The organism is Catelliglobosispora koreensis DSM 44566, assembly GCF_000379685.1.
In the GTDB taxonomy this organism is placed as follows: Bacteria; Actinomycetota; Actinomycetes; order Mycobacteriales; family Micromonosporaceae; genus Catelliglobosispora; species Catelliglobosispora koreensis.
In genome coordinates this window covers 176,714-196,917 of sequence record NZ_KB903253.1, presented here as the reverse complement: position 1 = coordinate 196,917, position 20,204 = coordinate 176,714, and the positions used below count along the sequence as shown (strand labels likewise).

The window sequence follows — 20,204 nt, the reverse complement described above, 5'->3', positions numbered from 1 at the left end:
GATCAACAGAACTTCTTTCCATTTGAACAAAAGATATAGACATGGCGAAGCAAAGCTCGTAACCTCTCTGACACAACATCCGGCTATACCCTGTGTCCACATGGGAGCATCGTTAATGAGCCTGGCGAGAGAATTGGCCGAACCTCTGCAAGTCCGCCTGCTGCGGATGTTGCGGGATGAGGGGCCACTGTCGCGGGCAGAGTTGGGTGACCGGCTCGAAATTCCCCGGACCAGGCTGCTCGCCGAGCTGGACCGTCTCGTGGCGGCGCAGATCATCGCCGAAGCCGGGCCTGCTGAGTCACGCGGGGGAAGGCGGTCCACGCTCGTGGAGCTTAACCCGCGGCTGCGGTTCGCGGGTGTCGACCTCGGCGCCACCTCCATCGACGTCGAAGTGGTCGACGCGCGGCTGGAAACCATTGCCGCCTATAGCGAACCAGCCGATATCAGAATCGGCCCCAAAGCGATCCTGCACCGGGTCAACGAACTGCTTGGCAAAGCCAAGGTGGAAGGCGCCTACGACCGCCTCGACGCGGTTGGCATCGGCGTGCCCGGCCCGGTCAGTTTCCGCGACGGTGTTCCGGTTTCGCCGCCGATAATGCCCGGGTGGGACCGGTTCCCCGTGCGCGAGTTCCTGTCCCGTGAGCACGGCTGCCCGTCCGTGGTGGACAACGACGTGAACATCATGGCGATCGGGGAGCGCCACGGTGGAGTCGCGCACTCGGTCGACAACTTCCTGTTCGTCAAGATTGGCACCGGCATCGGCTGCGGCATCCACCTCGCGGGCGAGGTCTACCGCGGCACCGACGGTTGTGCTGGCGACATCGGGCACATCCAGGTCGATCCCAACGGGCCGGTGTGCTCGTGTGGCAACATCGGCTGCCTCGAAGCCTTGTTCAGTGGCGCGGTCCTTGGAGCGCAAGCACTTGAGGCCGCCAAGATGGGCAAGTCAGCTTCGCTGGAAGAACGGCTTTCCTCTAACGGGACTGTTACGGCGCAGGATGTCGCGCTTGGCGCCATGGAAGGCGACCTCGCGTGCATCCAGATGATCCGTGACGGTGGCCGCCGGGTGGGCGGGGTGCTGGCCGGTCTGGTCAGCTTCACCAACCCGTCCATGATTGTGATCGGTGGCGGGCTGGCTCAGCTGGGGCACATCCTGCTAGCCGAGATCCGCAGCGTCGTCTACCGCCGCTCGCTTCCACTCGCGACCGGCAATCTCCCCATCGTGCTGTCCGAGCTGGGAAGCAGGGCCGGTGTCGCCGGTGCCGCCGTCCTCGCCAGCGAAATCCTCTTTGAGCAGGCGTCATGACAACGACCGAACCTGATGTGATTCTCCGTCTGTCCAATGTGGTCAAAGACTTTCCCGGCGTGCGGGCCCTCGACGGTGTCGAGCTGGAAGTCCGTGCCGGAGAGGTGCATTGCCTGCTCGGCCAGAACGGAGCCGGCAAGTCCACTTTGATCAAAGTGCTCGCAGGCGTGCACAAGGCCGACGCCGGCACCGTGGAGTGGCTTGGCGAGCCGGTGTCGTTCGCCAACCCTCAAGCCGCGATGAAAGCCGGCATCGCCACGATCTACCAGGAACTCGATCTCGTTGACGACATGTCTGTCGCCGAGAATGTGTTCCTCGGTCACGAACCCCGCAAATTTGGTTTCGTGCTGCCAGGGCAAGCCGCCCGCAACACGACCACGATCCTGCGGCGGCTGGGCCACGCCGAGGTCCCGCCGCGGCGGCTTGTCCGCGCTCTTCCGAACGCTGGCAAGCAGTTGGTGAGCATGGCCCGTGCGCTTTCGCACGAGGCCAAGCTCATCATCATGGACGAGCCGAGCGCTGTGCTCGCCCATGATGAGGTCGCCAACCTGTTCCGGATCATCCGTGATCTGACCGCCCAGGGCATCGCTGTCGTCTACATCTCGCACCGGCTCGAAGAGATCCGTGAGATCGGCGACCGCGTCACGGTTTTGCGTGACGGTCAGACCAGTGCGGTCAACCTTCCCGCGCGCACGACGCCAACGCGTGACCTCGTGAGCCGGATGACCGGCCGCAACATCGAATATGTCTTCCCGCCGCGGCCGGAAACCGAGCGCGGCGAGTTGTTGCTAGAAGTCGAAAACCTCAGCCGGGACAACGAGTTTCACGACGTCTCGCTGAAAGTCCACGGTGGCGAGATCGTCGGCATCGCGGGCCTCGTCGGCTCAGGCCGCTCGGAGTTGCTGGAGACTATCTTCGGCGCCCGGCGGGCTGACAGCGGCAGCATCACCATGAGTGGAAAGCCATTGCGGGGCAGCGTCGCCACCGCGGTGCGGGCCGGGCTCGGCATGGCACCCGAGGAGCGTAAGTCGCAGGCGCTGCTCCTGGGAGAACCGGTCTACCGCAACATGACCCTCACGACCTTCTCGCGGATCGCCCGCTTCGGCTTCACCGACGCGGACCGTGAACAGCGCGAGTCGATGGCCGTGGCCGATCAGCTGGAGCTGCGCCCACGCGACGTCCGCCGTTCCGTGAGCACCCTCTCGGGCGGCAACCAGCAGAAGGTCGTGGTTGGACGGTGGTTGCTCGGCGGCACCAAGCTGCTGATCCTCGACGAGCCAACGCGTGGCGTCGACATCGGGGCGCGAGCTGAGCTCTACCAAGTGATCCGGCAACTGACCGCCCAAGGCGTCGGTGTGTTGCTGGTGTCCAGTGAAGTGCCTGAGGTACTCGGGCTGGCCGACCGCGTGCTCGTCATGCGTGAGGGCCGTGTGGTCCGGCAGGCCGATGCCGGGCAGCTCACCGAAGATGACGTGCTTGACCTCGTCATGGCGGGGTCGCTTGATACTTCTGGAGAAGAAGCGGCGTGACAGCGTTGACGACTACCGGCTGGTGGCGGGACGAGTCCCGTGAGCCCTTGCGGCGTAACCTCGGCCTGATCGGGGTGCTGGTCGCCCTGTTCGGCATCGGCGCCATCATCCGGCCCGACCTTTATGGCGACCCGCAATGGGTCGTGGACAACACGCTCGTCATCCTGCAGCAGGCCGCCGCCATCGGGGTGGTCACGGTCGGCATGACGTTCGTGATTATTGGCGGCGGCATCGACCTGAGCGTCGGCGCCCTGATCGCTCTAGCCGGGGTCTGGTCGACAACCGTTGCGACCCAAAGCTTCGGGGCCGGTGGCATGATCTTCACCGCGATCATCGTCGGTGTCCTCGCCGGTCTCGTCAACGGGGTGCTCATCGCCTATGGACGGCTGGTTCCCTTCATCGCCACGCTGGCGATGCTGGTCGCCGCGCGTGGTCTTGCCGCCCAGATCTCGGGCAAGCAAACGCAGGTGTCCAACGACCAGTTCATCAACGGGCTTGCCAGCAGCAAAGTGCTTGGCATTCCTTCGCTCGTGCTCGTTCTGCTCGCTGTCGCCGGTCTCGGCTGGGTGCTGCTCAACCGCACCACGTTTGGCCGGCGGACCGTCGCCATCGGCGGAAACCAGGAAGCGGCCCGGCTCGCTGGCATCAACGTTCGCCGGCACACCATGCTGCTCTACGCGCTGTCCGGCCTGTGCTGTGGCATCGCGGCCATCATGCTCACCTCACTAGCTACCTCATCGCAGGCCGCCGCGGCCGAACTCTATGAACTCGACGCCATCGCCGCCGCGATCATCGGAGGCACACTGCTTTCCGGTGGCCGGGGCACGGTGACGGGTTCACTGATCGGGGTGGTCGTCTTCGCGACCATCACGAATCTTTTCGCCATCGCGAACCTGCCGACCGAGGTCCAGAACATGGTCAAGGGCGGAATCATTGTCTTCGCTGTCCTTGTCCAGCAGCTGAAATTCAAGTCAGTCAAGCAACTCCTGACACGCACGTAAACGACGCTCCAAAAATGGCCATCTATGAATGGCCTGGCTGCTCACACCCTTTTTCAGGAGGAATGTATGGCAACTCGCCGCAATATGTTGCTCGGCGGTGCCGTTTTAGGCGCGCTCGCGGCGGCTGGATGCACCAGCAACGAAACACCCTCCGGCAACGCGCAGACCAAGGGCCCCGACGCGGGCAACCCTAACGCGGCACCGGGCAAGAAGATCACGATCGGCTTCTCCGCTCCCGCCGCTGATCACGGCTGGATCGCGGCCATCACCAACAACGCCAAGGCACAAGCGGCCACCTACTCGGACGTGACGTTCAAGCAGGTTGAGGCCGGCAAGGACGCGGCGGCACAGCGCGCCGTGCTCGAGACCCTCATCGCTGAGAAGCCTGACGTCATCGTGCTGCTCCCGCACGACGGCAAGGAGCTCAACGCTTTCGGCCTCAAGGCCATGAATGCTGGCATCCCGGTCGTGAACCTCGACCGCGCCTTCCCCGACGCTCTCGCCTACCGTTGCCAGATCAAGGGCGACAACTACGGCATGGGTGTCGCGGCCGGTCACTACATTGGCAAGGCCCTCAAGGCCAAGAACATCGCCAGCCCGATCATCGGTGAAATCGCCGGCATGGACGAGCTGGAGCTCACCCAGGAGCGCAGCCAGGGCTTCAAGGCAGCCCTTGCTACGTATGGCTTTACGGTGGCCAACCGCCGTGCCGCCCGCTTCACCGCGGACACCGGCCAGAAGGAAGCGCAGAACCTGCTGCAGGCACTGCCCAAGATGGACGCTCTGTGGAACCACGACGACGACCAGGGAATCGGTGTGCTCGCGGCCATCAACGCCGCTAGCCGCAACGAGTTCCTGATGGTCGGCGGCGCGGGCTCGAAGAAGGCGATCGAAGACATCGCTGGAGACAAGTCCGTCCTCAAAGCGACCGTCACCTACAGCCCCTCGATGGCGTCCTCGGCCATCTCTCTGGCCCGGCTCATCGGCCAGAACAAAGGCATGGCAGATCTCGTCGAGCTGCAGGTGCCGAAGGAGGTCATTCTCGCCTCCGAAACCATCACCAAAGAAAACGCACAGACCTATTTGAAGCTTGGATTCTGATATGGCAAATCTCCGGGTTGGCATGATCGGGTACGCGTTCATGGGCGCCGCGCATTCACAGGCGTGGCGCACCGTGAACCGGGTCTTCGACCTGCCAATGCAGATACAGATGGCAGCTGTCTGCGGCCGCGACAAGGAAAAGGTCGCAGCCGCCGCGGGCCGGCTTGGCTGGGAGTCCTACGAAACCGACTGGCGCTCACTCATCAACCGGGACGACATCGATGTCATCGATATCTGCACACCCGGAGATAGCCACGCTGAGATCGCCATCGCAGCTCTCGCGGCAGGAAAACACGTGCTTTGCGAGAAGCCGCTGGCGAATACGGCCGAGGAGGCGCGGGCCATGGTGGCCGCCGCCGACGCGGCGCCTGGCGTGGCGATGTGCGGGTACAACTACCGGCGCGTGCCGGCCACGACGCTGATGCGGGACCTGGTCGCCCAGGGCCGCGTCGGCAAGATACGGCACGTGCGCGCGGTGTACCTCCAGGACTGGATCACAGACCCGGAGTTTCCGCTCGTGTGGCGGCTTCAGCGGGACAAGGCTGGTTCCGGTGCGCTTGGTGACATTGGCGCTCACATCGTGGATCTGACCCAGTTCATTACCGGGCAACAGATCAGCGGCGTGAGCGCCGTGACCGAGACCTTCATCAAGGAGCGGCCGCTTCCGTCGGAGTCATCAGGCCTCGCGGCGTCACGTGACGGGGGCCGTACCGGGCACGTCACGGTCGACGACGCGGCGGTCTTCGTGGCGCGTCTGAGCGGAGGGGCGATCGCGACCTATGAGGCGTCACGGTTCGCCACGGGACGCAAGAACGCGCTGCGCATCGAGATTAACGGTTCGCTCGGGTCACTGGTCTTCGACCTGGAACGCCTGAACGAACTCGAGTTCTACGACGCGACCAAACCGGGACCGGAGCAAGGATTCAACCGGATCCTCGTGACCGAGCCCGAGCACCCTTATCTGTCCGCTTGGTGGCCGCCTGGCCACATCATCGGATACGAACACTCCTTCACTCATCAAGCTCGTGATTTCATCACCGCCGTAGCGACGGGAACCAGGCCCGCACCGTCCTTTGGGGACGCTCTGCAGGTGCAATTGGTGCTTGACGCGGTGTTGCGCTCGGCTGAGACCGGATCCACGTGGACTGAAGTGGAACCGGTGTTTGCCGCGGCGGCGAGCTAACACCACACGGGCGCGGCGGCGCGTGCCCCAAACAATTACGGAAGGCAAACCGTCCTATGTCTATCCGCTCAATAGGCAGCACGTTATTGCTCGCGGTCACCACCGGAGCCGTGGCGTTGCTGCCGACCGCCCCAGCCGCCGCGGCTATTGATCCTGCCGACTATCAGCAGGTGGAAATGGCCCGTGGGGTCGCCGAAATGGGTGAACCGATTTCGCTCGCGGTGCTGCCGGACAACTCTGTCCTGCACACCGCGCGCAACGGTCAACTGCGCCGCACCGATCACGCCGGAACCACCACGGTCATCGGCACCATTCCCGTCTACAGCCACGATGAGGAAGGCTTGCAAGGAGTCGGCATCGATCCCGGCTTCGCGAGCAACCGCTTCATCTACCTCTACTACGCGCCGCCACTGTCCACTCCCTCCGGTGATGCCCCCGCCACCGGGACGTCGTGGACGCAGTGGCAAGGCGTCAACCGCTTGTCCCGCTTCACTTTGAACGCCAACTGGACCGTGAACATGGCCAGTGAAGTGGTCGTGCTGGACGTTCCGGCCGACCGGGGCATCTGCTGCCACGTCGGTGGAGACATCGACTTCGACGCGGCCGGGAATTTGTATCTGTCCACGGGCGATGACACGAATCCCTTTGACTCCGCTGGGTACTCGCCGATTGATGAGCGTACGAACCGCAACCCGGCCTATGACGCGCAGCGCACCTCGGCCAACACCAATGACCTGCGCGGCAAGGTGTTGCGCATCAAAGTGAACGCGAACGGGACTTACTCGATTCCGGCCGGGAACATGTTCGCGCCTGGGACAGCCAGCACACGGCCCGAGATCTACGCGATGGGGTTCCGCAACCCGTTCCGGATGACCGTCGATAAGGCGACCGGGCATATCTGGCTCGGCGACTACGGCCCGGATGCGGGCAGCACCAACGCTAACCGGGGCCCGAGCGGCCAGGTCGAGTTCAACCGGATCACCTCGCCCGGGTTCTATGGCTGGCCCTACTGCACCGGCACCAACACCACGACAGAGACTTACAACGAGTGGAACTTCGCCACCGGCGCGACCGGGCCCAAGTTCAACTGCACCGGCGGGGCGACCAACAACTCGTTCCGCAACACAGGTCAGTCCACTTTGGCCGGTGCGCGCCCCTCGTGGATTCGCTACGGCGGTGACGCGGGCACCCCGCCAGAATTCGGCGGTGGGTCCGAATCGCCCATGGGCGGCCCGGTTTACCGTTACAGCGCGTCGAATCCGTCCACCATCAAGTTCCCGCAGTCCTTCGACGGGCACTTCTTCGCCGGCGAGTTCGGCCGTGGCTGGATCAAAGACATCGCCGTGAACACCGACGGATCGCCTGGGACCATTCAAGATTTCCCCTGGGACGGGTACCAGGTAATCGATCTGGCCTTCGGCCCCAACGGAGCGCTCTATGTGCTCGACTACGGCACGGGCTACTTCAGCGGTGACGCGAACTCCGCGCTCTACCGCATCGAATACATCGCGGGCACCAACCGCGCGCCCATAGCGAAGGTGAGTTCTAACAAGACCTCCGGCATCGCCCCACTGGCCGTCCAGTTCTCCTCTGCCGGATCGTCGGATCCCGAGGGCGGGACGCTGAGCTACCACTGGGACTTCGGCGATGGCACCACGTCGACCGCGGCGAACCCGGCGAAGACCTATACCACCAACGGGGTGTACACGGCGACGCTGACCGTGCGCGACACGGGGATGGCCACTGGCACGTCGAGCGTCATCATCACGGTTGGGAACACCGCGCCGACGGTGACGGTGCAACTGCCCGCGAACGGTTCGGTGTTCTCGTTTGGGGACACGATTCCGTTTCAGATCACGGTCACCGATCCCGAAGACGGCACCATCAACTGCTCCCGGGTCAAGATGACCTATGTGCTCGGGCACGATCAGCACGGGCACGCGATCACCTCGCAGAACGGTTGCACCGGTGTGGTGCAAGTGCCGGTCGACGGTGAGCACGATGACGCCGCGAACATCTTCGGGGTCTGGGACGCCGAATACACCGACAACGGCGCCAACGGCCAGCCTGCCCTGACGACGCACGCACAGCACATCACGCAACCGCGACACCGGCAGGCCGAGCACTTCAACGGTTCCCAGGGTGTCAACACGTTCGCCAAGACGCCTGCCGAAGGCGGCAAGACAGTCGGCGATATCCACAATGGAGACTGGATCTCGTTCAACCCGTACACCTTGGGCAACCTCACGTCCTTCACGGCACGGGTGTCCTCGGGTGGCGTTGGCGGGACGCTTCAGGTGCGGGCGGGCTCGGCGACGGGCACGGTGCTTGGCAGCGCAACGGTTCCGGTGACTGGCGCCTGGGATGTGTTCACGAACGTCAGCGGCACGATCACGGGAGCGCCGCCTGGCTCCACGACGCTGTATCTGACCTTCGCCGGTGGCGCGGGCGCGCTCTTTGACGTGGACGCGTTCACGTTCGCGTCAGCGACCGAGGCGGAAAGCTATACGTCTCAGACCGGCGTGGGCCGCATAGCCAAACCGGCCACCGCGTCCGGCGGTTTCACCGTCGGCAACGTGAACAACGGCGACTGGACGGCCTACAGCGGCATCAACACGCTGGGCGCCACCAGGTTCACGGCGAAAGTCTCGTCCAATGGCGTCGGCGGCACGATCCAGGTGAGGTCCGGTTCAGCGACCGGAACGTTGCTTGGCTCGGTCACCGTCCCGGTTACGGGCGGCTGGGAAACGTTCACGAGCGTCACCACGCAGCTGTCGGCAAGTGCCAGTGGGCCTTTGTATCTCGTCTACACCGGCGCCGCCGGGGCCTTGTTCGACATCGATCACTTCACGTTGCACAAGTCGTCGAGCGGCCCGGTTACCGGGCTCGCGGGCAAGTGCGTCGACATCAGCAACGCTGGAACCGCTGACGGGACCAAAATTCAGCTGTGGGGCTGCAACGCCTCCGCGGCACAGAAGTGGACCCGTAGCGGCCAAACATTCCAAGCCCTAGGAAAATGTCTGGACGTGTCTGGCGGCGCGACCGCTGACGGCACGAAGGTCCAGCTGTGGACCTGCAACGGAACCGGTTCGCAAAACTGGGTGACCGGCGCGAACAACTCGCTCATCAACCCGCAATCCGGCAAGTGCCTTGACGTATCTGGCGGCAACTCCGCTGACGGCACCCAGATCCACATCTGGACGTGTCACGGTGGGACCAACCAGAATTGGATTCTGCCATGAGAAAAGCACTAGCGATCGCCCTGTTCGCGGCGGCGTGCACCGCGGGGCCGGTCAGCCCGGCCAGCGCCGCGGACGCTCCCTATGACGTGCTCGTGTTCAGTAAGACGGCCGGATTCCGGCACGACTCGATCGCCGTTGGCACACAAGCGATCCGCGACCTTGGCGCGGCGAACAACTTCACGGTCACCGCGACCGAGGACGCGAATACCTTTACGGCCAGCGGTCTGGCGAACTATGAAGCGGTCGTCTTCCTGAACACCACAGGCGACGTACTCAACGATACGCAGCAAGCGGCGTTCGAAGCCCACATCCGTGGTGGCCGCGGTTACGTTGGCGTGCATGCCGCCGCGGACACCGAGTACAGCTGGGCTTGGTATGGCAACCTCGTGGGCGCCTACTTCGCGAGCCACCCCGCTATTCAGACCGCCACGACCCGAGTGGAGAACCGTGGGCACGCCGCCACGTCGAGCTTGCCGCAAACACTGAGCCGCTCCGATGAGTGGTACAACTACCAGACCAACCCGAGAAGCACAGCCAAGGTCTTGTCCACTTTGGACGAGACGAGCTACTCGGGTGGCAGCATGGGCGCCGATCATCCGCACTCGTGGTGCAAGGCGTTCGACGGTGGCCGGTCCTACTACATCGGTGCCGGGCACACCCAAGCCAGTTATGGCGAGGCGAGTTTCCGCGCACAGCTCCTGGGCGGCATCCGTTACGCGTCCGGACGGTCCAAGGCGGACTGCCGGCCGGAGACGGGCTACACGACGCTGTTCAACGGGTCGACCACGGGATGGTCGCAGGCCGGGCCGGGCAGCTTCACCAACAGTGACGCGACCTTGGCCAGCACCGGGGGCATGGGCCTGTTCTGGTACTCAGCCAAGCAGTTCACGTCGTATTCGCTGAAGTTCGACTGGATGATGCCGGGCGACGACAACTCCGGTGTCTTCATCGGCTTCCCGCCCTCGACCGATCCGTGGTCGGCGGTCGATAACGGATACGAGATCCAGATCGACGCGACGGACAGCGCTGACCGCACGACCGGTGCGGTGTATGGCTTCCAGTCGGCGAACATCGCCGCCCGTGACGCTTCGCTCAACGCCGTGAACGAGTGGAACGCCTACGAGATCCTGGTTGAGGGCGAGCGTCTACGTGTCTATCTCAACGGGACGCTCATCAACGACTACACGAACACGATCGCGGCCCGCTCGCTGGCCGGCCACATCGGCTTGCAGAACCACGGCGCCGGTGACGACGTCCGGTTCCGCAACGTGCGGATCAAGGAACTGGGCACGCCGCCCGGCAACGTGACCCGCGAAGCCGAGGCGTTCTCCACGGTGAGCGGCGCACAGGCGTTCACTAAGGCTGGCGCGCACGGCGGGCAGACCCTCGGTTACATCGACCCGGGCGACTGGGCCGCTTACAACGGCATGGACCTGACCGGTGTCGTGACCTTCAAGGCGCGTGTCGTGTCTGGCGGGCCGGGCGGGCAGGTGCAGATCCGCACCGGCTCGACGACCGGGGCGATCCTCGGAACCCTCAACGTCCCGAACACGGGCAGCTGGACCACCTTCGCTGACGTGCAAACGGCGCTCAGTGGCGTTCCCTCCGGTACCCACAACTTGTATTTGACCTTCACCGGAACAGGCGCGGGACTCTTCGATCTCGATGACTTCACCCTGGTGAAAGGCACCTCCGGAACCGGGGCGATCACGGGCCTGGCCGGAAAGTGCCTCGATGTAAACAACGCTGGGACAGCCGACGGCACGAAGATCCAGCTCTGGACCTGCAACGGCTCCGCGGCACAGACGTGGACCCGCAACGGCCAGACCTGGCGAGCCCTCGGCAAGTGCCTCGACGTGGCCGGCAGCGGCACCGCCAACGGCACGAAGGCCCAGCTCTGGACGTGCAACGGCTCCGCGGCTCAGAACTGGGTGCCGGGCGCGAACGGATCGCAAGTGAACCCGAACTCGGGCAAGTGTCTAGACGTATCTGGCAATAACTCCGCCGATGGGCAGCAGATCCATATTTGGACCTGCCATGGTGGGGCTAACCAGCGCTGGACCACGCCCTAAAGAACGTGGGGGAACCCGTCTCGCACGTACGCCGACCGGGCGAGGTGTGGTTCCCCCACTCAAACAACGATAGGGAGTTTCCATGGCAAGGCCCATCACCCTTTTCACCGGTCAGTGGGCGGACCTTCCGTTCGAAGAGGTCTGCCGGCTGGCGTCAGAGTGGGGATATGACGGTTTGGAGATCGCCTGCTGGGGTGATCATTTCGACGTTTCCGCAGCTCTGACCGATCCGTCCTATGTGGAGCGCAAACACGCGACCCTCGCCAAGTACAACCTGAAGGCTTGGGCGATCTCGAACCACCTGGTGGGCCAAGCCGTCTGCGATCACCCGATCGACGAACGGCATCAGGGCATTTTGCCCGCACGGATCTGGGGGTCAGGCAACCCCGAGGAGGTCCGGCAGGCGGCGGCGAAGGAAATGGCCGACACGGCGCGGGCAGCGCGGGCGTTCGGCGTTGACGTCGTCGTGGGATTCACGGGCTCCTCGGTGTGGCACACGCTCGCCATGTTCCCGCCTGCTTCGCAGGAAATGATCGATCGTGGGTACGAGGACTTCGCACGCCGTTTCAACCCGATCCTTGACGTCTACGACGAGGTCGGGGTCAAGTTCGCGCACGAAGTGCACCCGAGCGAGATCGCCTACGACTACTACACGACCAAGCGCGCGCTTGAGGCGGTGGGCAACCGTCCGGCCTTCGGCCTGAACTGGGACCCCTCGCACATGGTGTGGCAGGGCATCGACCCGGCGAACTTCATCCTCGACTTCGCCGACCGGATCTATCACGTGGACTGCAAGGACGCGAAGGTCAACACGAAGGATGGCCGCCGCGGCATCGTGTCGTCGCACCTGGCGTGGGCCGACCCGCGCCGCGGCTGGGACTTCGTGTCCACCGGGCACGGCGACGTGCCGTGGGAGGCGTGCTTCCGCGCGCTCAACACGATCGGGTACAAAGGCCCGATCTCGATCGAGTGGGAAGACGCCGGAATGGACCGTCTCATCGGCGCTCCCGAGGCGCTGCAGTTCGTGCGCCGGCTGGCCTTCGACGCTCCGGCCGCCGCGTTCGATGCGGCTTTCTCGTCCAACTAGAGTGAGGCTCTCTGCCGGGGCCGCTGGCAATGATCCCGTCCCCGGCAGAGCATTTCTTCGGGAGTGCCCTGATGCGCAAGACCGCCGCTTTTGGACTCGCGCTTTCCGTTGCGATCCTTGGCTTTCCGGCCCCGGCTTTCGCGCACGGGCAGCTGGCCTATTCAGTGCCGGCCAACCAGACGACCGTCAGCACCACACCGCGTGAAATCGCGCTGTATTTCACCGAAGCCCCCGCTCAGTCCGCCACCTTCACGGTGACCTCCCCGGACGGACAGCAACTCCTGTCCGGCTGGTCGCACGGTCAGCCGTCGCCGCTGCCCACCCCGGCGCAGGAGCTGAACCTTGTCGACGGCAAGTGGGAGCCTGTCTTCTATCGCACCGGCTTTCCGGCTCTGCTGACCGTCACGCACTGGCCCGTGCAAGGTCTCTACACCGTCAGCTATCAGTCGGTAGCGTCTGACGGCGACAAGGTCCAGGGCACGATCCGGTTCGACTATCAAGGCCCCATGACCACCGCACCACCCGCACCCGCCGCATCGTCGCCCCATGCGAGCTCTAGCTCGTTTCCTTGGTGGTTCGTGGGTGTAGCCGCAATACTCCTGATTGGAGCCTTGGCCTGTTTCGCACCGCGCCACCGTCGGAAGAAGGCTGACTAAGATGGGGCGATGGCCCCTACCATCTCGATGTTCATCAGCTACGCCCACGCCGACAAAGCATTGGCGCGCACGCTGGCGACCGGCCTGACGACCTATGGACTACGAGTCTGGATCGACGAAGGTGAGCTGCTGGTCGGCGACTCCATCATCGATCGCATCTCACGCGCGATCCAAGAGGTTCACTTCGTTGTCGCCATCGTTTCGCGCAATTCGGTGCAGTCGGCCTGGTGCCAAAAGGAACTGGCAATGGCGATCTCTGGTGGCATAAACAGAAGAGGGGTAAAGGTCCTGCCGCTGCGCGTCGGAGACGTGGAGATGCCAGTGTCGCTGCACGACGTGCTGTATCTGCAGCTCACTGACCTCAACGCTGACAATGTGATCAAGGAGCTGGTGTTGGCCGCGATGAAACATGAGGCACAGCATCAAATCGCCGCAGGTCTCACCGCCCCGCTGCAGGCGGTCCCAGACCTTCCGGCAACCGCCGAGGTTCGTGATCCCCTGAGCAGCTATCAGGCTTCGGTTCGGCCGCCAGCCGAGCCGCGCCGGGTCTCCGGCTATGTGAAGTGGTTCAATGCGGAAAAAGGCTTTGGCTTTCTCACCACAGATGATGGGCGCGACATATTTGTTCATTTCTCCGCCATCGAGATGAATGGATATAGGGTTCTGGAGGACGGCCAGGCCGTCAGCTTCGAGATCGTGCAAGGTACTAACGGACCGATGGCTGACAAAGTGAGAGTTCGGTGAAGAAGGCGCCGCAGGGCAGACCCGCTAAGGCAAAATGAGGGCATGGGCGGGGTCTGGTGGCGGCGTATCAAGTGGACGGCGGTAGCGCTGATCGCGGCAGCGGTCGTGTTCGCCGCGGCGAGTTTGATTTGGGTACGCGCAGCGTCGTCGGGACGCCTGTACACGCTGGATGACGTCCCCGCGAGACCGGTCGCCATGGTGCTCGGCGCGCAAGTGTTCGCCGACGGGACGCCGTCGCCGTTTCTTGAAGCCCGCCTGGCGATGGCACGCGATCTCTACCATGCGGGCAAGATCCGGGCCGTGCTCGTGTCTGGCGACAACATGAACTTCGACTACAACGAGCCTGACGCGATGCGCGACTGGCTGATCGCTCAAGGCGTTCCGGCGCACAAGGTCGTGGCCGACTACGCCGGGTTTGACACGTCTGACTCGTGCCAGCGGGCGCATCGCATCTTCGGGGCGACCTCGCTGATCGTGCTGACGCAGAGCTTCCACATTAGACGCGCGGTCGCCCTGTGCCGCGACGCTGGCATCGACGCGATCGGCGTCGGCGACGACTCCGTCGCGGTCTACCGCCAGCCGTGGCGCAACGGGCTCATCAGGGAACAGGGCGCGATCGTGAAGGCCCTTTTCGAAGTCGTCACCGGCCACGAGCCGACGCACTGGGGGCCGCGCGAGACTTCCCTCGACGAGGCGTTGCGTTAGCACTGCCCCAGATGCGGCTCAGAAACAGCCTGACGTCAGGCATCTCGCCGTGACGCAACGCCCACTGATCGAGCGTGTGCAGCACACTGTCCGTCAAAGCTGTGATGAGGTCGCGATCCGTCCCCTTGGCTAGCAGCCCCAAGGCGTCAGCGTTGCCGACCAGATGCCGCACCCACTGATCCGGTTCCGTCGCCCGAGCGGTCGCCAAGATCGCCCTGTCGGCGGGATTGTCCTGCGAATACCGCCAAAGAGTGGCCGCGCCCGCTTCCAGTTGAGCCCACAGATCGTCCACTGTGGACACTCGCCGCCACGGCCCGAGCTTGTCGAGAATGCGTTGGGCCGCACCGGCTAGCACGGCGTTGAACAAGTCATCTTTGCCGTCAAAGTAGTGGTATGCCGAGGTTTTCGAGATGCCCGCGTCGGCGATGATCTGGTTGAACGATGCCGCGTCCTTGCCGTCGCGGGCGAAGTGCTCCTGTGCGACCGCGAGAATAGCCGCACGGTTCTCGCCGGGAAGCCGGTTAAACCGCGGCAACGGCACGGTCTGCCACCGCCAATCTGTTGTTGGCAAAGGAGGTCATCGCCCAGTGACCGATCCATAGTGGAATCGCGATGGCCCCGCCCACATAACCTGCGATGCCCGGGAACAGCGAGAGAATCTGGAACGCACACCACGCGTAACCGACGACGGTCCAGCGCCTGACGAAACCGTCTGACATGCGCCCGGCAAGCGACACGGACACGTTGCGCACGATGAAGAAGTCTTCGGTGAAGTTATAGGGGATCGCGAACATCCACCACACCGAAGCCGGGTTAGCGTGACCGGTCAGCATCAAGGTCCGCTGCAGCCCACGGCAATAGAGCGCGACGAGCCCGAAGAACACGAGCACCGCGATCAGCCCACCGGGCATCTCGGCCGCCCAGAACTCGCCCAGAATGCCTTGTCCCCACTGCGGCGCCCACAGCGGATAGGTCAGCAGAACCGTCACCAGAGCGGTGCCGATGACCTTGATAGCCACTCGCATGTGCCGAGTGTACCACTGGTACACCCTACTGGTTCACCTGGCAAAGTTAGTACGATCATCGTCGATTTTCGTACCACTAGTGGTATTCGTGCGACTCCGCAACGTGGCCATATTGACGAAGCCACAACGACTGGGGAGGCAGCGTGGAGCGACTTTTCTTTGGCTATGGTTCCAAGCCGGAGGCCGTGCGAGAGCTGATCAGGGAAACCGCTGCCGAAATGGCGAGTCACGCCAATGTGGACAGTTCCATTTCCTGGGAAGATCTTCAGGTCAACGGACGGCTCATCGTCAACGAGATCGAAAGTCAGCTGAACTCGGCCACCATCGGCGTTTTCGAGCTGACGTCCATGAACGACAACGTTCTCTTTGAGCTGGGCCTGGCCATTGGAAAGAAGAAGCGCGTCGCGATCCTGCTCGACGCGGACGACCGGCAAGCCGACAAAGCCTGGCGCGACTTCGCCCTGCTGACCACCACGGGTTATTCCAGCTACCGGAACAAGAAGGACCTCGTAGAAAAGCTGTCGCGGGTTGTCTCGGACAGTGGCGGCCCGACACTCTGGGATGACCTCACGGGTGGGCTCGACGAACGTGCCGCCCCGTCGCGTCTCCTCTACATTCCAAGCCTCAAAGAGGACGAAGCCAGCCGCAAGCTAACCCAGCTCATCGAGCGCTACAGCAAACTGGAAGTCAGCACACTTGATCTGGCTGAATATGGCAGTAGCGCACCGCTCGCCTGGTACATCGAGGAAATTCATCGCTCTCGTGTGGTGATCTTCCACATGACTCCCACCAAGGCCTACCTGGCCGAAGCCGGCAATCCCCGGGTCTCGTTGCTCGCCGGCATCGCCCGTGGCATGGGCCGGGAGGTCCTCATCGTCGCGGAGCACACGGTCCGCAGTCCCATCGACTACCGAGACCTGGCGATTCACTACCGCAGTCCCAGTGGGCTGAAGTCCGCCGCGAAGACCTGGATCGAGTCGCTGCACGAGCCACGCTCAGCGCCCGTGTCGCGGGTTCGGGAGCACCTGGCGGAGATCGCCGCGTTGCGGTTCGGTAATCACGTCGCCGAACGCGATCGCGAAGGGCTCGACCGCTACTTCGTGGAAACCCGCGACTACCGCGACGTTCTCGACGCCAGTGCCAGCATCTTCTGCGGCAAGAAAGGGACGGGCAAGACCGCGAACATGCTTCAGGCTGCCGCCGCCCTTCGCGAAGATGCCCGCAATCTGGTGTGCGTCATCAAGCCGGCGAGCTATGAGCTCGAAGGTCTCCTGGAGGTCATGCGGAAAATCAAGACCGCCTACCTCGGGGACTATCTCATTGAGGGACTCTGGAAATACCTGATCTACACCGAGATCGCCAGCCAGGCTGTCGCTGAGGCGGAGAGCCGCCCGGCCGGAATTCCGACCGGCTCGCCACTGGCCGCACTGCAGTCCTATTTGGAGAAAGAACACCTGGGCAGCGACGCCAGCTTCTCGGAGCGGCTGGACCGCCTGATCAACTCCATGAACAAGCTGCTCGAAGACGGCATCGACGAACACTCCGTCGCCGAGGCGCGGCAGAAGGTCAACTCGGCCCTGTTCACCGATAGCCTCAAAGCCTTGCGCGGCAAGATCGCACGGGCGATCTCCGGCAAGCAGCGGGTCGCCGTTCTCGTGGACAACCTCGACAAGGCTTGGGAGCCAAGCGCGGATTTGCCGTTGCTCGCTCAGTTCCTGCTGGGCCTGCTGGGCGTGGTCAGCCGGGCCTCGGATGAGTTCCGGGCGGAGGCTGGCCGAAACACGGCCAGTCAAGTGACGCTCACCGTCTTCCTGCGAAGCGACATCTTCGCCTTCATTCGCACCCAGGCCAGGGAACCTGACAAGATCCAGGTAGTGGAGATCGGCTGGCGCGATCCTGACCTGCTGGCGCGCGTGCTGGAGGATCGTTTCCTCGCCTCCTCGACGGAGGAAAACGTTGCCGCGGAAGACTTGTGGGTGCACTACTTCGAGCCGGAAGTGCGCGGCCTGACTTCGCGCGAATACCTCCTGTCCCGTGTGCAGCCACGCCCTCGTGATCTGGTTGTCTTCGCCAACGCGGCGGTGACGCGCGCGGCGAACGCCAAGCACACGAAGATCAGCGAAGATGACATCCTCGAAGCCGAGAAGGACTACAGCCGCTTCGCCTATGAAGCGCTGCTGGTGGAAGCTGTCGCGTTCTCCGTGAACCTCGAAGACATCCTGATCGAGTTCGCCGGCGAGGAATCGATCCTGAGCCCGGCCCGCCTCAGCGAACTGCTCAGCATCGTCAGCCGGAGCGCCTTCCAGCAACGTGAACACACCAAGGTGTTGCGGCAGCTAGCCTTCATCGGGGTCGAGACGGGCGACGGACGCTTCGACTACGGCAGCTCCGACGAGGACATGCGCAAGGCCGACGTGCTCGTCAAGAAGTTCGAACGGGCGGCCGGGCGTTCCTCCCGCTTCGAAATCCACCCCGCCTACCGGGCTCACCTGGAAATTAGCGATTCGGTGCCGGGAGAGCGCTGACAACGGCGGCGATGAGTTCGGGGCCGTCGAGCAGGACGCGGTCGTTATGGTCGGCGCCCTTGACCTCGACCACGGTCACCGGGCCGGCGGCCCGTTTGGCGACTTCACGGCTTTGAGCCGCCGGCACGATCGAATCATCAGAACCATAAACAACCACCGTGGGTACGCCGAGGCGAGCCACGTGATCGGCCACCGGAAACTTGTCCCGGGCCAGCAGCCGCACCGGCAGGAACGGATAGTGCACGGCACCGGCGTCGGGCAGGCTTGTGAACGGCGAGCGCAAGATCAGTGCCGCGGGCGGATGCTCAAGCGCGAGCGCTGTGACCACACCCGTGCCAAGGCTCTCCCCAAAGTAGACAACCGGCCCGGGACCGAGAAACGTGAGCGCGGCCTTGGCGTCGAGCAGCAGGCCCTGCTCCGTCGGGCTGCCCGGATTGCCGCCATAGCCGCGATAGTCCAATAGCAGCACAGAAAAGCCCTGCGCCGCGAGGGCCTCGGCCAAAGGCGCTCTTCCGGCCCTGTTCCCGCCGTTGCCGTGCGCGACCAGGAAGCGTATGCCACGGTCGTTTGCCGTCGCGGGCACGAACCAGGCTTTCAGCTCAAGTCCGTCCTCAGTGGACAGCGTGACGTCCCGCGCCCCCGCGATAGCCAGGTGAGCCGCGCCCGGATCTTCCGTGTCCGGAAAGTAGATCAGCTTGCGCTGAAACGCCCACATCAGCAGCATCAGCAGTGCCACGATCACTAGCAGCACCAGCACGGGCTTCACGATCACTCCAGCCTTACCCAGCATGCCTTCATGGTAATTTTCAGGTAAGAGGCGATGTCCTGGCGGGCTACCGGCGCGTAACGTCGGAGTCATGAAGCGGGTTCTCGCCGGTTTGACTGTCTTGGTGCTAGCCGGGTGCACGGCGCCCCAGGAGCAACAGCCGCCGTCCACGGCAGACGCTCACTCGACACATACGTTCAGCGTGGCGCCGCCCAAGCCGTTGCGCGCGGGGGAGCGGTTCACCGAGCTGAAGATGGAGCGGGCGTTCACACCGCAACCTGACCGGGGCACCGATGAGTATCGCTGCTTCCTGGTTGACCCTGGATTCACCCAGCGGACCTTCGTGACCGGCAGCCAGTTCCTGCCGCAGAACCCAGCGCTGGTGCACCACGCGATCTTCTTCCGTGTCGCCCCCGACGATGTGGCTCAAGCCAGGGATCTCGACAGCGAAGACGACGGTGACGGATGGACCTGTTTCGGCGGCACCGGCATCGGGCGAGGCGATCCGCGCACGCGTGGCCTGGCCAGTGGCGCGGCCTGGATCGCCGCGTGGGCGCCGGGCGGCGACGAGATCGTGCTCGCCAATGACATCGGCTACGAGATGCCCGCCGGCAGCCAGATCGTCATGCAAATCCACTACAACCTGCTGGGCGCACAAGGCAAAGCCGGGACGGACCAATCAGGGATCCGGTTGCGCCTCAACGACGGTGGGTCCTCGATGCGTCCACTGCAGACGACGCTCTTGGTCGCGCCGGTCGAACTCCCGTGCACCGCAACCGAATCGGGGAATCTGTGTAACCGTGACAGGGCGCTCATCGATGTGTGGTCCCGCTTCGGGAATCAATCCGGAACCACGATCGGCGGGCTCCTCCTGTTGTGCAGTGGCGGCAAACCGAAGCCGGGACCGGTGCAAAGCTGTGACCACAAGGCGCGCGAAGCCGGGGTCATCCAAGCGGCAGCCGGGCACATGCACCTTCTGGGCCGGTCTATCAAGGTGGAGCTTCATCCTGGTACGCCTGAGGCAAAGGTTTTGCTCGATGTTCCTGTGTATGACTTCGACGACCAGGGAGCCCGTCCCCTCGCCGAACCGGTGACGGTAAAGGCAGGCGACATCGTGCGAGTGACCTGCACCCACGACGCGTCGTTGCGCCAGCAACTGCCGGCCCTGCGTGGTCTCGAACCGCGCTACGTCGTTTGGGGAGAGGGAACTAGCGATGAGATGTGCCTTGGCATCCTCAGCTGGACCCGCACCTAGCCTCCGG

The 20,204-nt window shown here is 63.9% G+C and carries 16 protein-coding genes and 1 pseudogene; 14 read left to right on the top strand and 3 right to left on the bottom strand.

The window, feature by feature from the left end:
- Positions 1-100: 100 nt before the first annotated feature.
- From A3E1_RS0114670 to A3E1_RS0114620, 12 genes and pseudogenes are all read left to right on the top strand, one after another.
- Positions 101-1,306 carry an ROK family transcriptional regulator gene (locus A3E1_RS0114670; RefSeq protein ID WP_245571178.1) on the top strand — a complete coding sequence of 402 codons (1,206 nt, stop codon included), beginning with the start codon at positions 101-103 and terminating at the stop codon, positions 1,304-1,306.
- The gene (locus A3E1_RS0114665; RefSeq protein WP_020521536.1) at positions 1,303-2,835 is read left to right on the top strand and encodes a sugar ABC transporter ATP-binding protein; all 1,533 of its coding nucleotides are present in this window, start codon (positions 1,303-1,305) and stop codon (positions 2,833-2,835) included. The genes A3E1_RS0114670 and A3E1_RS0114665 overlap by 4 nt, the downstream gene beginning before the upstream one ends.
- The gene (locus A3E1_RS0114660) at positions 2,832-3,836 is read left to right on the top strand and encodes an ABC transporter permease (protein ID WP_020521535.1); all 1,005 of its coding nucleotides are present in this window, start codon (positions 2,832-2,834) and stop codon (positions 3,834-3,836) included. The genes A3E1_RS0114665 and A3E1_RS0114660 overlap by 4 nt, the downstream gene beginning before the upstream one ends.
- Before the next feature lie 66 nt (positions 3,837-3,902).
- Entirely contained in the window at positions 3,903-4,937 is a 1,035-nt protein-coding gene (locus tag A3E1_RS0114655) for a substrate-binding domain-containing protein (RefSeq protein ID WP_026208444.1), read from the top strand.
- A 1-nt stretch (position 4,938) separates the two neighbouring features.
- Complete coding sequence (locus A3E1_RS0114650; protein WP_020521533.1) at positions 4,939-6,120, top strand: Gfo/Idh/MocA family protein; 1,182 nt, start codon at positions 4,939-4,941, stop codon at positions 6,118-6,120.
- Positions 6,121-6,176: 56 nt separating this feature from the next.
- On the top strand, positions 6,177-9,362 hold the full coding sequence (locus A3E1_RS40300; RefSeq protein WP_020521532.1) for a carbohydrate-binding protein: 3,186 nt from the start codon (positions 6,177-6,179) through the stop codon (positions 9,360-9,362).
- Positions 9,359-11,434: a ThuA domain-containing protein gene (locus tag A3E1_RS0114640; protein ID WP_020521531.1), complete on the top strand. Its 2,076-nt coding sequence runs from the start codon at positions 9,359-9,361 to the stop codon at positions 11,432-11,434. The genes A3E1_RS40300 and A3E1_RS0114640 overlap by 4 nt, the downstream gene beginning before the upstream one ends.
- Positions 11,435-11,516: 82 nt before the next feature.
- A complete protein-coding gene (locus tag A3E1_RS0114635; RefSeq protein WP_020521530.1) occupies positions 11,517-12,521 on the top strand; it encodes a sugar phosphate isomerase/epimerase family protein in 1,005 nt (334 codons plus the stop codon).
- 71 nt (positions 12,522-12,592) lie between these two features.
- Positions 12,593-13,177, top strand: a complete 585-nt coding sequence (locus tag A3E1_RS0114630; RefSeq protein WP_026208442.1) for a copper resistance CopC family protein — start codon at positions 12,593-12,595, stop codon at positions 13,175-13,177.
- 9 nt (positions 13,178-13,186) lie between these two features.
- A pseudogene (locus tag A3E1_RS48395) lies at positions 13,187-13,537 on the top strand (toll/interleukin-1 receptor domain-containing protein); the annotation flags it as partial.
- Positions 13,538-13,675: 138 nt separating this feature from the next.
- Positions 13,676-13,921, top strand: a complete 246-nt coding sequence (locus A3E1_RS48390) for a cold shock domain-containing protein (RefSeq protein WP_051105031.1) — start codon at positions 13,676-13,678, stop codon at positions 13,919-13,921.
- Positions 13,922-13,963: 42 nt separating this feature from the next.
- On the top strand, positions 13,964-14,626 hold the full coding sequence (locus tag A3E1_RS0114620) for a SanA/YdcF family protein (protein WP_020521527.1): 663 nt from the start codon (positions 13,964-13,966) through the stop codon (positions 14,624-14,626).
- On the opposite strand, the gene A3E1_RS44680 is transcribed toward A3E1_RS0114620, so the two are convergent.
- A complete protein-coding gene (locus tag A3E1_RS44680) occupies positions 14,562-15,167 on the bottom strand; it encodes a TetR/AcrR family transcriptional regulator (RefSeq protein WP_020521526.1) in 606 nt (201 codons plus the stop codon). The genes A3E1_RS0114620 and A3E1_RS44680 overlap by 65 nt on opposite strands.
- Complete coding sequence (locus A3E1_RS0114610; protein WP_020521525.1) at positions 15,148-15,651, bottom strand: hypothetical protein; 504 nt, start codon at positions 15,649-15,651, stop codon at positions 15,148-15,150. Before A3E1_RS0114610 ends, A3E1_RS44680 begins: the two co-directional genes overlap by 20 nt.
- Positions 15,652-15,794: 143 nt before the next feature.
- Here A3E1_RS0114610 and A3E1_RS0114605 point away from each other — a divergent pair, with 143 nt between their 5' ends.
- A complete protein-coding gene (locus A3E1_RS0114605) occupies positions 15,795-18,176 on the top strand; it encodes a P-loop ATPase, Sll1717 family (protein ID WP_020521524.1) in 2,382 nt (793 codons plus the stop codon).
- Here A3E1_RS0114605 and A3E1_RS0114600 read toward each other — a convergent pair.
- Positions 18,148-18,966, bottom strand: coding sequence for an alpha/beta hydrolase (locus tag A3E1_RS0114600; RefSeq protein WP_020521523.1), 819 nt, complete (start codon positions 18,964-18,966; stop codon positions 18,148-18,150). The genes A3E1_RS0114605 and A3E1_RS0114600 overlap by 29 nt on opposite strands.
- Before the next feature lie 67 nt (positions 18,967-19,033).
- Between A3E1_RS0114600 and A3E1_RS0114595 the strand changes: the two genes are divergently transcribed.
- Entirely contained in the window at positions 19,034-20,197 is a 1,164-nt protein-coding gene (locus A3E1_RS0114595) for a monooxygenase (RefSeq protein WP_020521522.1), read from the top strand.
- Positions 20,198-20,204 lie beyond the last annotated feature (7 nt).